15 protein-coding genes are annotated in these 12,654 nt (G+C 63.6%); 10 read left to right on the top strand and 5 right to left on the bottom strand.

Annotation, left to right across the window (positions count from 1 at the left end; all coding sequences use genetic code 11):
- Positions 1-48 precede the first annotated feature (48 nt).
- Positions 49-879, top strand: coding sequence for an NAD(P)H-binding protein (locus AC3WVQ_RS12140; RefSeq protein WP_110818700.1), 831 nt, complete (start codon positions 49-51; stop codon positions 877-879).
- Positions 876-1,355, top strand: coding sequence for an anthrone oxygenase family protein (locus AC3WVQ_RS12135; protein ID WP_110818699.1), 480 nt, complete (start codon positions 876-878; stop codon positions 1,353-1,355). The genes AC3WVQ_RS12140 and AC3WVQ_RS12135 overlap by 4 nt, the downstream gene beginning before the upstream one ends.
- A 69-nt stretch (positions 1,356-1,424) precedes the next feature.
- On the opposite strand, the gene AC3WVQ_RS12130 is transcribed toward AC3WVQ_RS12135, so the two are convergent.
- The 3 genes from AC3WVQ_RS12130 to AC3WVQ_RS12120 are packed head-to-tail and all read right to left on the bottom strand — an operon-like array spanning position 1,425 to position 3,216.
- A complete protein-coding gene (locus AC3WVQ_RS12130; RefSeq protein WP_492382737.1) occupies positions 1,425-1,991 on the bottom strand; it encodes an SRPBCC family protein in 567 nt (188 codons plus the stop codon).
- Positions 1,988-2,350: an ArsR/SmtB family transcription factor gene (locus AC3WVQ_RS12125; RefSeq protein ID WP_110818698.1), complete on the bottom strand. Its 363-nt coding sequence runs from the start codon at positions 2,348-2,350 to the stop codon at positions 1,988-1,990. The genes AC3WVQ_RS12130 and AC3WVQ_RS12125 overlap by 4 nt, the downstream gene beginning before the upstream one ends.
- A 50-nt stretch (positions 2,351-2,400) precedes the next feature.
- The gene (locus AC3WVQ_RS12120; protein ID WP_492382736.1) at positions 2,401-3,216 is read right to left on the bottom strand and encodes a crotonase/enoyl-CoA hydratase family protein; all 816 of its coding nucleotides are present in this window, start codon (positions 3,214-3,216) and stop codon (positions 2,401-2,403) included.
- 83 nt (positions 3,217-3,299) lie between these two features.
- Between AC3WVQ_RS12120 and AC3WVQ_RS12115 the strand changes: the two genes are divergently transcribed.
- Both AC3WVQ_RS12115 and AC3WVQ_RS12110 read left to right on the top strand, forming a co-directional pair.
- Positions 3,300-3,920 carry a TetR/AcrR family transcriptional regulator gene (locus tag AC3WVQ_RS12115; protein WP_110818696.1) on the top strand — a complete coding sequence of 207 codons (621 nt, stop codon included), beginning with the start codon at positions 3,300-3,302 and terminating at the stop codon, positions 3,918-3,920.
- Between the two features lie 126 nt (positions 3,921-4,046).
- Complete coding sequence (locus tag AC3WVQ_RS12110; protein ID WP_034792008.1) at positions 4,047-4,397, top strand: VOC family protein; 351 nt, start codon at positions 4,047-4,049, stop codon at positions 4,395-4,397.
- 154 nt (positions 4,398-4,551) lie between these two features.
- Here the strand turns inward: AC3WVQ_RS12110 and AC3WVQ_RS12105 are convergent, their stop codons facing one another.
- Positions 4,552-5,835 carry a cystathionine gamma-synthase family protein gene (locus tag AC3WVQ_RS12105; RefSeq protein WP_034792023.1) on the bottom strand — a complete coding sequence of 428 codons (1,284 nt, stop codon included), beginning with the start codon at positions 5,833-5,835 and terminating at the stop codon, positions 4,552-4,554.
- A 126-nt stretch (positions 5,836-5,961) separates the two neighbouring features.
- Here AC3WVQ_RS12105 and AC3WVQ_RS12100 point away from each other — a divergent pair, with 126 nt between their 5' ends.
- From AC3WVQ_RS12100 to AC3WVQ_RS12090, 3 genes are all read left to right on the top strand, one after another.
- Positions 5,962-6,420, top strand: a complete 459-nt coding sequence (locus tag AC3WVQ_RS12100) for an Lrp/AsnC family transcriptional regulator (protein ID WP_034792047.1) — start codon at positions 5,962-5,964, stop codon at positions 6,418-6,420.
- A gap of 137 nt (positions 6,421-6,557) precedes the next feature.
- Complete coding sequence (locus AC3WVQ_RS12095) at positions 6,558-7,847, top strand: mechanosensitive ion channel family protein (RefSeq protein WP_060515860.1); 1,290 nt, start codon at positions 6,558-6,560, stop codon at positions 7,845-7,847.
- A 148-nt stretch (positions 7,848-7,995) separates the two neighbouring features.
- The gene (locus tag AC3WVQ_RS12090) at positions 7,996-9,681 is read left to right on the top strand and encodes an alpha/beta hydrolase (protein ID WP_090294380.1); all 1,686 of its coding nucleotides are present in this window, start codon (positions 7,996-7,998) and stop codon (positions 9,679-9,681) included.
- Here the strand turns inward: AC3WVQ_RS12090 and AC3WVQ_RS12085 are convergent.
- Positions 9,675-10,589 carry a LysR substrate-binding domain-containing protein gene (locus AC3WVQ_RS12085; RefSeq protein WP_110818695.1) on the bottom strand — a complete coding sequence of 305 codons (915 nt, stop codon included), beginning with the start codon at positions 10,587-10,589 and terminating at the stop codon, positions 9,675-9,677. The genes AC3WVQ_RS12090 and AC3WVQ_RS12085 overlap by 7 nt on opposite strands.
- Before the next feature lie 137 nt (positions 10,590-10,726).
- On the opposite strand from AC3WVQ_RS12085, the gene AC3WVQ_RS12080 reads away from it, so the two are divergent.
- The 3 genes from AC3WVQ_RS12080 (at position 10,727) to AC3WVQ_RS12070 (ending at position 12,641) form a co-directional block, all read left to right on the top strand.
- A complete protein-coding gene (locus tag AC3WVQ_RS12080; RefSeq protein ID WP_090294377.1) occupies positions 10,727-11,392 on the top strand; it encodes a cysteine hydrolase family protein in 666 nt (221 codons plus the stop codon).
- A 119-nt stretch (positions 11,393-11,511) separates the two neighbouring features.
- On the top strand, positions 11,512-11,814 hold the full coding sequence (locus AC3WVQ_RS12075; protein WP_492382735.1) for a GYD domain-containing protein: 303 nt from the start codon (positions 11,512-11,514) through the stop codon (positions 11,812-11,814).
- An 11-nt stretch (positions 11,815-11,825) separates the two neighbouring features.
- Positions 11,826-12,641 (top strand): transporter substrate-binding domain-containing protein, encoded by an 816-nt coding sequence (locus tag AC3WVQ_RS12070; protein ID WP_176960265.1) that lies wholly within the window; start codon positions 11,826-11,828, stop codon positions 12,639-12,641.
- Positions 12,642-12,654: the final 13 nt, after the last annotated feature.

Here is a 12,654-nt window from a genome sequence, read left to right as displayed (position 1 = left end):
AAATGTGAGAGATGCTCATGTTTGTTGATGGAACCTCAGGAGGAAACGATGTCTCGGAAAGTCACACTGGTTTTGGGCGGTACCGGCAAGACGGGGCGGCGGGTGGCCGATCGCCTTCGGGAGCGGGGCATAGCGGTCCGCATCGGCGCCCGTTCGGCGTCGCCTTCCTTCGATTGGACGGATGAGGCGACCTGGACGCCCGCCCTTGAAAATGTCGATCGCATCTATGTCTGCTACCAGCCCGATCTGGCGGTGCCGGGCGCCGTCGACGTCATCGACCGGTTCTCGAGCCTTGCCGTTCGCTCCGGCATCAAGCGGCTGGTGCTCCTGTCGGGCCGCGGCGAGGACGAGGCGGAAGCCTCCGAGCGTGCGCTGCAGGCCTCCGGCGCCGACTGGACGGTCATCCGGGGCAGCTGGTTCTTCGAGAACTTCGACGAAGGCTTCCTGGCCGACGGCGTGGTGAGTGGTTCGGTCTTCCTGCCGGTGGACGAGGTCACCGAGCCCTTCGTCAGTTGCGACGACATTGCCGACGTGGCGGTTGAGGCCCTTCTGGACGATGCGCATATCGGCAAGGTCTATGCCTTGACCGGCCCGCGCCTGATGACCTTTGCCCAGGCCGTCGCCGAGATCGCCGCGGCCGCCAACCGTCGGATCTCTTATCAGGCCATTCCGGTTTCCGACTTCGCAGCGCATCTCAAGGCGGACGGCGTGCCGGATGACTATGTCGAACTCATCCGCTATCTCTTCACCTCGGTGCTCGACGGGCGCAATTCCAGCATGACGTCCGATGTCGAGCGCGTGCTTGGGCGGCGTCCGCGCGACTTTGCCGATTACGCCCGGGAAACCGCAGCAACTGGTGTTTGGAGTCTTGCCGCATGATCCCGCTGATCCCCGCTCTGGCGTTTGCCGCCGCGATCGGTTCCGGCCTGATGGCCGGGCTTTTCTTCATCTTCTCGGTCTGCATCATGCAGGCCCTGTCGCGGCTGCCGCCGGAGCAGGGGATCGCCGCGATGAACGCCATCAATGTCGTGATCCAGAACCCGATCTTCCTCAGCGCCTTCATGGGCACGGCGCTGCTCGCCCTGGCGCTCGTCGTCGTCGCCTTCATCTCGGGCGGCGAGGGCAGGTGGTGGCTTGCCGCCGGTGGCATTGCCTATGTCGTTGGCGTACTGCTGGTGACCATTGTCTTCAACGTGCCGATGAATGACGCGCTCGCCGCGGCAGCCCCCGGTCAGGCGGCGACCGATCTCTGGCATGAGCGCTATCTGACCGATTGGGTCTGGTGGAACCACGTGCGCACATGGGCCTCGATCGGCGCGCTGGCGTTTTTCGTTCTCGGTTTCGCCCGCACCTGACGAAAAGCGCCGGCAAGTCGATCCTTGCCGGCGCCTGCACGCGTCCTGACCTTCAAGCCCATCCCGCCGTCAGGGCTTCGGAATACGCGCGTCGTATTGCGCTTCAAGGTCGGCAAACTTGCTCCAGGAGGCTGCCGGCTTTTCGCCTTCGAGCAGAGCTCGCAAAATGTCGAGGTGTACGTGCCAGCCGGCGGAGAAGCTGGTCATGACCGCGCGGTCGGCGATGCGCTTATGGGTGACGACGAGCAGCACCTTGTCGCCGCGGGGGCTGAGCTCGAAGCGGACCTCCGACGGGGTGCCGGTCTCTTCGTTCCAGGTATAGGCCAGTAGTCGTGGCGGCTCCCAGGCGAGCACGTGGCCGTAATTGCGCACCTCGCCGGCGTGCTCGGCGTATTTCTGCGGTGGCCGATCGTCCTCCGTCGTCAGTTCCGAATGGCGGAAGACGTGCTCGACCTCGGCCCCTTCCTTCGATCCGATCGTTCCGGACGCCATCCAGAGCCGGCGCTTGCTTTCCTCCGTCAGATAGGACCAGACCCGCTCGATCGGGCCGGGAAGCAGGCGCTCGATGCGCACCGCGTCCGGTGCGACGACACGGCCGTAGTCGGCGCCGGCAAAGGCTGTGGCAGACGAAGTCATGGCTTTTCCTCCGGATCAGTTTGGATTGTGGCGTCTTCGACGAGAAGCAGCGCCTCGAGTGCGTCGATGCGGGTGCGCCAGAAGGCTTCGTAGTGGCGCATCCATTCCATGCCTGCATGCATCGGCGCGGCATCGAGCCGGCACACATGCGTGCGACCTTTCACTTCGCGGCGCACCAGACCTGCTCCTTCCAGCACCTTGATGTGCTTCGATGCCGCGGCCAGCGAGATCGAGAACGGCGCCGCAAGCTCACCCACCAGTCTTTCGCCCTGCGAAAGGTCCTGGAGCATGGCGCGCCGCGTCGGGTCCGAAAGCGCGTGAAACACGGCATCGAGATGTGCGTTCTGATATTCAACCATATTGTTGAATATCCTCTCGGTCGACCTAATTGTCAACCGTTCGGTTGAATTTAAAAGTATCGCGAAAAGAGACCACGCCGCGGTGGGTCGTCGTGGAGGCGCCGTCCCGTCCAGGCGGCAAGCGCATCGGCAAGATCGTCGGTCGGCACCATCTGGGCAAACTGTTCGCTTTCGACCAACAGCCCCTCGGCGATCGACATGTTGAGGCCGCGGGTGACGGCGGTGATAATCGAGCGCACTGCAAGCGGGGAGTAGCCCATGATGCGTTTTGCCAGGTCACGGGCGGCCGACATCAGTTCCTCATGAGCGACGACATGGTTGACGAGCCCCAGCTCCAGCGCGCGATCGGCCAAGAAATCCTCGCCTGTCAGCAGCAGTTCAAGCGCGCGCTTGCGGCCGGCGAGCCGCGGCAGGCGCTGGGTGCCGCCGAAGGTCGGCGGCATGCCGAGCTTGATTTCCGGTTTGGCAAAACGCGCCCGGTCGCTGGCAACAGCGAGATGCACCGCTTCGGTGATCTCGCAGCCGCCGCCATAAGCAAGCCCGTTGACGGCAGCGATGACCGGCTTCGGAAAGGCTTCGAGCCGGGCCGTCAGGCCCTGGCCGCGACGGACGAAATCGCGCACGGCCGGGTTTACGCCCTTGGCCACGCTTTCCGAGAACTCATGGATATCGCCGCCGGCGGAAAAGGCGCGGTCGCCGGTGCCAGTGATGATCACGGCGCCGACGCCGTCGTTCGCTTCGATCTGGTCGAGAAGGCTCATGAGCCGGTCGATCAGCTCGTAGTTCAGCGCGTTGAGTTTCTCTGGGCGGTTGAGACTGAGGAGGGCGATGCCCTCGGAAATCTGCATCAGCACGGTGTTCGACATGGTTGCTCTCCGGCAGGTGTTGACGGGGAGAGGCTAGGTGAGGGAAGATGCCATGTATATTCACTAGTCGGTATACATGAGAGATGGCGAAAGCAGAGAAATCGACCCGGGAGCTGATCGTCGCAGCGGCGGAAAAGCTGTTTTATGCCGAGGGCATCCGCGCCGTCAGCGTCGATGCGGTGGCGGAAGCCGCGGGCGTGACCAAACGCACGCTCTACTATCATTTCGACAGCAAGGACGAGCTGATCGCCGCCTATCTCGAAGGCCGCGACCAGCCCAATCTGAAACTCTTCCGCAAGTGGTTCGACGCGGGCGACGGGGACATTGCCGACAAGATCGAGGCGATCTTCGTCAACCTGGTGCGGGCGGCGCGCCATCCGAAATGGAAGGGCTGTGGCTTCCTGCGCACGTCCGCCGAGCTTGCCAACATGCCCGGTCATCCGGCGATCCGCATCGGTGCCGCCCACAAGAAGAAGTTCGAGGCCTGGATTGCCGAGACCTTTACCGAAGCCGGTGTCGCCGAGCCGGCCATGCTGGCAAAGCAGATCCTGCTGCTGCTCGACGGCAGTTTCGCGGTCGTGCTGCTGCACCGGGATCCAAGCTATATGGAGGTGGCGGGCAAGGCTGCGGCGACGCTTGTGCGGGTGGCGCTTTCCGGAGCAAACCCGAAGGCGCCATCGGAACATGCGGCGGCTTCATTCTGAAGCGAGGCGATTTCCGCTTTCAATCGGCTGCCGTTGGCGGGCAGTATGGGCTGTATCGTTATCAGCCGAACAACCAGTAAGCGTCGATGCTGCCGCGTTGCGGCGCGTCGAAGGGAGCAGAATTCCATGACAGTCAAGCGTATCGTCTCAAACCTCTACGCCCCGGACCCGCAGGTGGCGCGCGCCTTCTACGGCGACCTGCTTGAACTCGACGTGGTGATGGATCACGGCTGGATCCTGACCTTTGCCGCCGAGGGCAAGGCCGCGATGCCACAGGTGAGCATCGCCAGCGAGGGCGGCAACGATACGCCGGTGCCGGTGCTTTCGATCGAGGTGGACGATGTCGACCGGGCCTATCAGCGAGCCAAGGCCGCCGGTGTCGAGATCGTCTACGACATCACCAACGAGCCCTGGGGCGTGCGCCGTTTCTACATGCGCGACCCGTTCGGCAATATCGTCAACATCCTGGCGCACTGAGCAGTTCCAGGAAAAGTGCGCAGCGGTTTTCCGTCCGGAATGCGCCACTTCAAGCTAAGCAGTTCCAGGAAAAGTGCGCAGCGGTTTTCCGTCCGGAATTGCGTCCTTGCGAACTCGCGAAGGATGCCACCGGCTGGACCGGCGGCCTCTTGCATCAGGCGAGCGACAGCGCGTTTGAAAGATCGGCCACGAGGTCGTCGGGATGCTCGATACCGATCGACAGGCGGATGGTCGATTCCAGCACGCCGATGCGGTGGCGCACCTCGATCGGCACGCCGGAATGGGTCATCGCCGCCGGGTGGCTGGCGAGCGATTCCGTGCCGCCGAGGCTGACGGCGAGCTTGAAGATCTGCAGCGCATTGAGGAAGCGGAAGGCCGCCTCCTGGCCGCCAGCGATATCGAAGGAGAAGGTCGAGCCAGCGCCGGTGCACTGCGTCTTGAAAGTGCGGCCGACCGGCGTGTCCTCGCCGTGGAAGGGCAGGTAGTGGATACGCTCGACCTTCGGGTGGTCGTGCAGGAATTCGGCGACGATGCGGGCATTGTCGTCGGCCTTCTGCATGCGCACCGCCAGCGTTTCGAGCGAACGGCCGAGCATCCAGCAGGAATGCGGATCGAGCTGCGTGCCGATCGCACCGCGTAGCGCCTTTACCTGCTTCATCACCGCCTTGGAGCCGAGCGCGGCGCCGGCGATCAGGTCGGAGTGACCACCGACATACTTGGTCAGCGAATAGAGCGAGATGTCGGCGCCGTGCTCGATCGGCCGCTGGAAGACGGGCCCAAGCAGCGTGTTGTCGCAGGCGACGATCGGGGTATGGCCCTGCTTCCTGCCGATCGCATCGGCAACGCGGCGGATCATGGCGACGTCGACGAGGCTATTGGTCGGGTTCGCCGGCGTCTCGATCAGGATCACCGAGACCCGGCCCTTGGCCATCGCCTCTTCTGCGGCGGCGCTGACGGCCGCCTCGTTCACGCCATCGGCAAAACCGACGGCGGAAACGCCGAGATTGAGGAAGGTGCGGGCAAGCAGCGTCTCGGTGCCGCCATAGAGCGGCTGGCTGTGCAGCACCGCGTCGCCCGGCTTGACGAAGGCGAGCAGCGTCGTGGCGATCGCCGACATGCCCGACGAGAACAGTGCGCAGCTTTCGGTGCGCTCGTAGACGGCGAGACGGTCTTCGACGATCTCGCTGTTCGGGTGGTTGAAGCGCGAATAGACGAGGCCGGCGCCGACACCCGCCGGCGGTTCCTTCCGGCCGGAGACAAAGTCGAAGAAGTCGCGGCCCTCTTCGGCGGAGCGGAAGACGAAGGTGGAGGTCAGAAAGACCGGAGGTTTGACCGCGCCCTCCGACAGTTCCGGATCGTAGCCATAGTTCAGCATCTGCGTTTCAGGATGCAGCTTGTGGTTTCCGATGTGGGTTTTGGAGGGATGCGGTGCGGTCATGGCTTGTCTCCTCAAGCGAAGCGGACTCGACTGACAGGCAAATTATATCAGATGCTTGGACCGATCCTTGCTATTTCCGGCGGGATCGCCTTGAGTTGCGCAAAGATTTGGCTGAGTTGAGAAGATATGGCGCAGAAAATTGCCGACGAGACGGATCGCAGGATTTTGAAGGAACTGGTGGCGGATGCCCGCCTGACCAACAACGAGCTCGCCGAGCGGGTGGGGCTCTCGGCGTCGCCCTGTCTGCGTCGGCTACGGCGGCTGGAGGAGACCGGGGTCATCCGCGGCTATACGGCTTTGGTCGATCCCGCAGTCGACGGCTGGACGATGACGGCGATTGCGACCGTCACGCTCAGCCGCCAGCACGAAGACGAGATCGTCATGTTCGAAGAGGCGGTGCGCGGCTGGGACGAGGTGCTCGAATGCCATCTGGTGACCGGCTCGCGCGACTACGTGCTGAAGGTGATGAGCGCCGGCCTCGATCAGTACGAGCGTTTCATCAAGGAGAAGATCGCAAGGCTCAAATGCGTCGCCTCGATCGAGACGAGTTTCGTGATGAACACGATCAAGGAGCGGCGCGTCTAGTGCCAACCCCTCCATAAGCCTCTGAAGCGGTTCGATAATCGTCCATCCGGCTTTGAAACCATCAGGGATGCCCTAGATTCGAGTTAGGAGGGCGTCCCACACGCTCGGCGGGCGCCTTGCTCTCTCGGAGAGAGACGATGGATTTCGCAACAGCGCTCGATGCCGCCGCTTCCTGGCTACAGACGGTCTTTTTGAACGAGTGGACCTATTATCAGCTCGCCATCATCGTCGCCGGCTACCTGGTCTGCGGCGCACTGGCGAAGCGGATAGAGCCGCGGGTCGAAGCCCGAGCCCGTCTGATCAAGGGCAACCCGGATCTCTTGCGGGTCATCATCGCCTTCATGCGGCGGCTGCGGTGGCTGTTTCTGATCGTCTGGCTCTGGATTGCCGACGGCATGATCCTGCGCTTTGGCTGGCCGTCCTATCGCTGGCTGGTGGCGACCGCGCTGACGCTGACGGCGGCGTGGTTCGTCATCTCGGTGCTCACACGCATCATCCGCAACCAGATGCTGGCGCGCGTCACCGCCGTCGTCGGCTGGATCTATTTTGCGCTCTATGCGGTCGGGCTCGACCGGGTGATCCTGACGACACTTGATGGCGTTGCCATCAATCTCGGTGCGGTTCGCCTGTCGCTGCTGCTCGTCCTGAAAGCCATCGTGCTCTCCGCCGCGCTGATCTGGCTTGCCGTTTTGATCGGCAATGTCTCGTCGCACTGGATCCAGCGGTCAGCGGACCTGACACCCTCCTTCAAGGTTCTGATCAGCAAGCTGGTCAAGATTGCACTGATTGGCTTTGCCGGCGCAATCGCGCTATCGGCCACCGGCATCGACCTGACGGCGCTGACGGTTTTCTCCGGGGCGGTCGGTGTCGGCATCGGTTTCGGTCTGCAGAAGGTGGTTTCCAACTTCATCTCCGGTATCATCATCCTGCTCGACAAATCCATCAAGCCGGGCGACACGATCACGCTCGGCGATACCTTCGGGTCCGTGCGCGACCTGCGCTCCCGCTTCGTCTCCGTCATCACCCGGGACGGCAAGGAATACCTCATTCCAAATGAGGACTTCATTTCGCAGCAGGTGGTGAACTGGTCGTTCTCCAGCGACTTCGTCCGCATCGAGGTCGATTTCGGCACCTCCTATGACAGCGACCCGCACGAGGTGGCGCGCATCGCCATCGAGACCGCCGCATCGCTGCCGCGGGTGGCGAGCAGCTACGCCCAGCCGGTGTGCTGGATGACGGGTTTCGGCGCCTCGTCGCTCGATTTCAAGCTGAGGTTCTGGATTTCCGATCCGAGCAACGGGCTCACCAACATCCGCGGCCAGGTGCTGATGGCGCTCTGGGATGCGTTCAAGGCGGCGGGCATTTCGATCCCGTTCCCGCACCGTGAAATCATCATGAAGACGCCGGTCGAGGTCACCCGGGTTTAGGGGCCGAAGTGCCCGTCGACCGGTTCGCGTCAGGGTGTCGTGCGGTTGTGGCGATTGACTGGACACGCCGGGGAAGCGACATTGCCGGCGCCGGAACAGCCCGCAGTTGTTCCGGTGACCGTGCCAGCATCAGTGGGGACCCGACGCCATGGACCATCTTCAACAGACGCCGCTGTCGAGGTTGCCGATGCCGCGTTTTCTCTCGACGCTGCTGGCATCGTTCTCGACCACGGGGCTCATCGTCGGCGTCTTCTTCTTTGCCATGTCGCTGACGCCGAGCCTCATCCCGCGGCCCTATGTGGTGCAGGCGGTGATTTCGGGCCTGTCGCTTTCCGCCGGCTATGCGATCGGCGTACTGTTGCGCTGGCTGTGGTCCTTGCTCGACCTGCCGGAGATCCGCGGCCGCACAGGCCTTACGGTGAAGGTGCTAGCGGCGCTCGGCTGCACCGCGGTTGCGCTCGCCTTCCTCTGGCGCACCGCCTACTGGCAGAACACGGTGCGGCAGATCATGGGGCTCGACCCGGTCGAAAGTGCTGAGCCGTTCAAGCTCGGGCTGATCGCGGCCCTCGTGTTTGTCGCCATCGTGCTCATCGCGCGCCTATTCCGCTTGACCTTCCGGTTTCTGACCCGCCGCTTCGAGCATGTGTTGACCCGGCCGCTGGCAAAGGTCGCAGCCGTCGTTGCCGCCGTCGCGCTGTTCTGGTCCGCCGTTGACGGCGTCATCTTCCGCTTCGCGCTGCATGCGGCCGACAGCTCGTTCCAGCGGTTGGACGCGCTGATCGATCCGGATGTCGCGCCGCCGACCGATCCGTTGAAGACCGGCAGCAACGCGTCGCTGATGACGTGGGACGAACTCGGCCGCCAGGGCCGCCAGTTCATCGCTTCCGGTCCGGCGGCGAAGGACATCGCCGGCTTCTTCGGCGGAGAGGCAAAAGAGCCATTGCGCGTCTACGCCGGTCTCAACTCGGCCGAGACCGCCAAGGAGCGGGCGAAGCTCGCGCTGGAGGAATTGAAGCGCGTCGGTGGTTTCGAGCGATCGAACCTTCTGATCGTGGTGCCGACCGGCACCGGCTGGATCGATCCGCCGGGCCTCGATTCGCTCGAATATCTGTTGAAGGGCGACGTCGCCAGCGTCGCGGTGCAGTATTCCTATCTCACGAGCTGGCTGTCGCTGCTGGTCGAGCCGGAATATGGCGCGGAGACTGCCGATGCGCTCTTCGATGCGGTCTATGGCTACTGGACGACGTTGCCGAAGGACAGAAGGCCGAAGCTCTATCTCTATGGCCTCAGCCTCGGCTCGATGAACTCGCAAGGCTCGGTCGATCCCTTCGATATCATCAGCGATCCGTTCCAGGGCGCGCTCTGGGTCGGCTCGCCATTCCCGACCAAGACCTGGCTGCAGATCACCCGAAACCGCAATCCGGGCTCGCCGGAATGGCGGCCACTTTATCGCGACGGCTCGGTGATCCGTTTCACCAATCAGGAGAATGCGCTGAACATCCCGGGCGCGACCTGGGGCAATGTCCGCATCGTCTATCTGCAATATGCCAGTGACCCGATCACCTTCTTCGATCCATACTCCTTCTACCGCGAGCCCGACTGGATGAAGGCGCCGCGCGGTGCCGACGTCTCTCCTGCGCTCAGATGGTTCCCCGTCGTCACCATGTTCCAACTGCTCGCCGACATGGCGCTCGCGACGACCTCGCCGATCGGCTACGGCCATGTCTATGCGCCGGAGCACTATATCGACGCGTGGATGCAGGTGATGGCACCGGCTGATGTCAGCGAGGCGGACGCCGAGCGGCTGAAGGCGCTGCTCAAGGGTCGCTACTGAGCCTGCTTGTCGCCGGACCGCTCGCCACGCAGGTGCGCGGCGATCTGGTTGGCGAAGGCCTGGATCAGCGGCTCCTCCGCCTTTTCCGTCGGGCAGAGCAGATAGTAGCCGGCCGAGGCCGGTATCGCCGTCGGGAAGGGCTGGATCAGGCGTCCTTCGTAGAGATAGGAGCGTGTCAGCACGTCGGAGACGAGCGCGATGCCCTGGCCCTGTAGCGCCGAGGCGACGGCGATCGCGACCGATTGCACCCGCACGCTCCGGCTGCCTTCGAGCGAGATGCGCGAGGCGGCCGACCAGCGCGTCCATTCCCGGCCGTCATCCTCATGCAGCAGCGTGACGTCGCGCAGCTTCCGCTCGCGCAGCGGGCCTTCGAGCCGCGGAAAGAGCAGCGGCGAGCAGACCGTCCTGAGCTTCACGTCGCTGACTGCCTGCCACCACAGGCCGTCGAAGGGCGGATTGTCGTAGACGACGGCGAGATCGACATCGTCCCAGACGACGTCGCTGGCGCGGATGCAATTGCGCATCGAAAGATCGGTGACGCCGCGCGCACCCGCGAACTGTACGAGGAGGCCGGCCATCCAGGCAATCGCGAGCGCCGGGGGCAGGCCGACCGTCAGCTTGCGCTGGTGGCTTTCGAGCCGTCGGTCGGTGCCGTCCTCGACGGCGGCGGCAAGGTTGCCGATCGCGTGGGAAACCGTCTGCGCGAACTCGCGGCCGGCGGCCGTAAGCCTGATGTTGCGGCCGGATTTTTCAAGCAGCGTCAGGCCGGTCGTCTCCGAGAGCCGGCGCAGCTGCAGCGACACGGCGCCGGGACTCAAGCCCAGCTCATCCGCCGCCTGGCGCACGGAACCGATGCGCGCGACCGCCTCGAACGCCCGGATATAGGGCAGGAAATGCAACGCCTTCACGTGAGCCCTCCCGCTCTGATCGCGCCCCTCACGGCGTGAAATCGTTTAGCCAGACTGCACAATATCAAGCATAAAAAATCGCTATTCCCAATCGATTTTTGCTCCTATGAATCGGACCGGAGAGAGGGAGGACTACGATGATCGAGGCACAACCGTTTGATTTTCCTTATGATGGAAAGCTGGTTCCGGCGCAGACGGCGCTGATGGTGATCGATTTGCAGATCGACTTCTGCTCGCCCAACGGTTACTTCGCCTCGATGGGCTACGATCCGGCGCCGCTGGCCGCGATCGTGCCCGCGGTCAACCGGGTGATTGCGGCGGCACGGCAAGCCGGCTGCCTGATCATCCACACGCGCCAGGGCTACCGCGCCGATCTCGCCGACATGACGCCTTACGAGAAATGGCGGCGCAAGCGCTCGGGACTTGAGAACACGCAGGTGCTTTTGCGTTCCAGCCCCGGCTTCCAGTTGCTCCCGGAACTCGATGTCGCCGAGACCGACGTCATCATCGACAAGACCTGCAACAGCTCCTTCACCTATACGGATCTCGAGCATGTCTTGAGATCCCAGGGCATCACCCACATGCTCTTTACCGGCTGCACCACTGACGTTTGCGTGCATACGACGCTGCGCGAAGCCTGCGACCGCAATTTCCAGTGCCTGACGATTTCGGACTGCTGCGCCAGCGGCGAGCAGTGGGCGCATGAGGCGGCGATCAACATGATCTCGATCGAGAACGGCATCTTCGGCACGGTCTCGACCAGTGATGCCGTAATTGCCGGACTGGCCAAGGCCGCCCGCTAGCGCTCTGGCACCGCGCAATTCCGGACGAAAAGCCGCTTCAGGCTTCTCCTGGAATTGCTCCAGGCGCGGTCCTCACATTTCCAAAGCCTTTTGCCAACCGTTCAACGGAATGATGCCCCATGCAAAGATACATCTCGCTGATGCGACTGACCTCGAAGGGACTGGCCGAGCTTGCCGATAGTGGCAGCCGGCGCAAGGTGAGCGAGGATCGGGTCGCAGCGCTCGGCGGCCGCTCGGTCGCCTTCTATGCCACGCTCGGGACCTATGACTTCGTCCAGGTTTTCGAGATGCCGGACAATGCGTCGATGATGCAATACGCGCTGGCGGCGCGGCGCGACGGCTTTGTGGATCCGCTCATCCTTCCCGCCTTCGACAGCCAGACCTATGGCGACATCGTCGGCCGCGTTTCACCAGCACAATGAGGGGAATGAAGATGATCAGACTGGCATCCTGCGCAACCCTTCTGACGACCGCCGTGCTTTCGGCCGGCGCCGCACAGGCCGAGCCGCCGGCTTTCGCCGCCGATGGAGAGGTTGGCGTGTGCACCACCGCGGCCTTTCCGCCGCTCTCCTTCAAGGAACATCCGGCCGATGCGAAGCCGACCGGCATCGACATCGAGATCGCCGAAGCGTTGGCCGCGCAATGGAATGCGAAGGTGAACTACACCGTCACCGAATTCGCCGGCCTCTTGCCGACGCTCGGGGCAGGGCGCTGCGACGTCATCGTCAGCGGCATCTACATCAACGCCAAGCGGCGCGAGACCTATGACGGCGTGCCCTACATGAAATCGGCGACCGCCATGGTCACCAAAGCGGGCAGCGATACGATCAAGGCGCCGGAGGATCTCAGCGGCAAGGTCATCGCGCTCGAAGCCGGCGCCTACTACAAGGAAGAGCGGATCGGGCCCTTAAACGAGGCGCTCGCGGCCAAGGGCCTGCCGCCGGTCGATGTGCAGGAATACCCGACCCAGCAGGCCGCCTACCAGCAGGTGCTCGTCGGCCGCGTCGATGCGACCGTAACGGAAGAGGCGGAGGGCGCCTATCGCGCGTCGCGCTCCGACGGCGCGCTCACGCTCCCCTATATCTGGGCCTCGGACTTCAAATACGGCATCTACAGCCGCCGTGACGGTGGCGATGCAGCCGCGGTGAAGGCAGGGCTGAAGGCGCTCAAGGAGAAGGGCTTCTTCGGCGATCTCGCCAGGAAATACGGGCTCGATCCGGCGCTCTTCGACGTCGACTACGACTCCTGAGCGAAAGGAGGCG

Source organism: Ensifer sp. EB106-05-01-XG146 (assembly GCF_058791875.1).
This window is presented reverse-complemented; position numbering and strand designations above follow the sequence as displayed.

Bases quoted from the DNA above. Each gene is read 5' to 3' on its own strand.
- AC3WVQ_RS12090 (WP_090294380.1), top strand. From the start codon at position 7,996: ATGGACCATCTTCAACAGACGCCGCTGTCGAGGTTGCCGATGCCGCGT.
- AC3WVQ_RS12130 (WP_492382737.1), bottom strand. From the start codon at position 1,991: ATGACTTCGTCTGCCACAGCCTTTGCCGGCGCCGACTACGGCCGTGTC.
- AC3WVQ_RS12105 (WP_034792023.1), bottom strand. From the start codon at position 5,835: ATGACCGCACCGCATCCCTCCAAAACCCACATCGGAAACCACAAGCTG.
- AC3WVQ_RS12125 (WP_110818698.1), bottom strand. From the start codon at position 2,350: ATGGTTGAATATCAGAACGCACATCTCGATGCCGTGTTTCACGCGCTT.
- AC3WVQ_RS12135 (WP_110818699.1), top strand. From the start codon at position 876: ATGATCCCGCTGATCCCCGCTCTGGCGTTTGCCGCCGCGATCGGTTCC.
- AC3WVQ_RS12100 (WP_034792047.1), top strand. From the start codon at position 5,962: ATGGCGCAGAAAATTGCCGACGAGACGGATCGCAGGATTTTGAAGGAA.
- AC3WVQ_RS12075 (WP_492382735.1), top strand. From the start codon at position 11,512: ATGCAAAGATACATCTCGCTGATGCGACTGACCTCGAAGGGACTGGCC.
- AC3WVQ_RS12070 (WP_176960265.1), top strand. From the start codon at position 11,826: ATGATCAGACTGGCATCCTGCGCAACCCTTCTGACGACCGCCGTGCTT.
- AC3WVQ_RS12115 (WP_110818696.1), top strand. From the start codon at position 3,300: ATGGCGAAAGCAGAGAAATCGACCCGGGAGCTGATCGTCGCAGCGGCG.
- AC3WVQ_RS12140 (WP_110818700.1), top strand. From the start codon at position 49: ATGTCTCGGAAAGTCACACTGGTTTTGGGCGGTACCGGCAAGACGGGG.
- AC3WVQ_RS12080 (WP_090294377.1), top strand. From the start codon at position 10,727: ATGATCGAGGCACAACCGTTTGATTTTCCTTATGATGGAAAGCTGGTT.
- AC3WVQ_RS12120 (WP_492382736.1), bottom strand. From the start codon at position 3,216: ATGTCGAACACCGTGCTGATGCAGATTTCCGAGGGCATCGCCCTCCTC.
- AC3WVQ_RS12095 (WP_060515860.1), top strand. From the start codon at position 6,558: ATGGATTTCGCAACAGCGCTCGATGCCGCCGCTTCCTGGCTACAGACG.
- AC3WVQ_RS12110 (WP_034792008.1), top strand. From the start codon at position 4,047: ATGACAGTCAAGCGTATCGTCTCAAACCTCTACGCCCCGGACCCGCAG.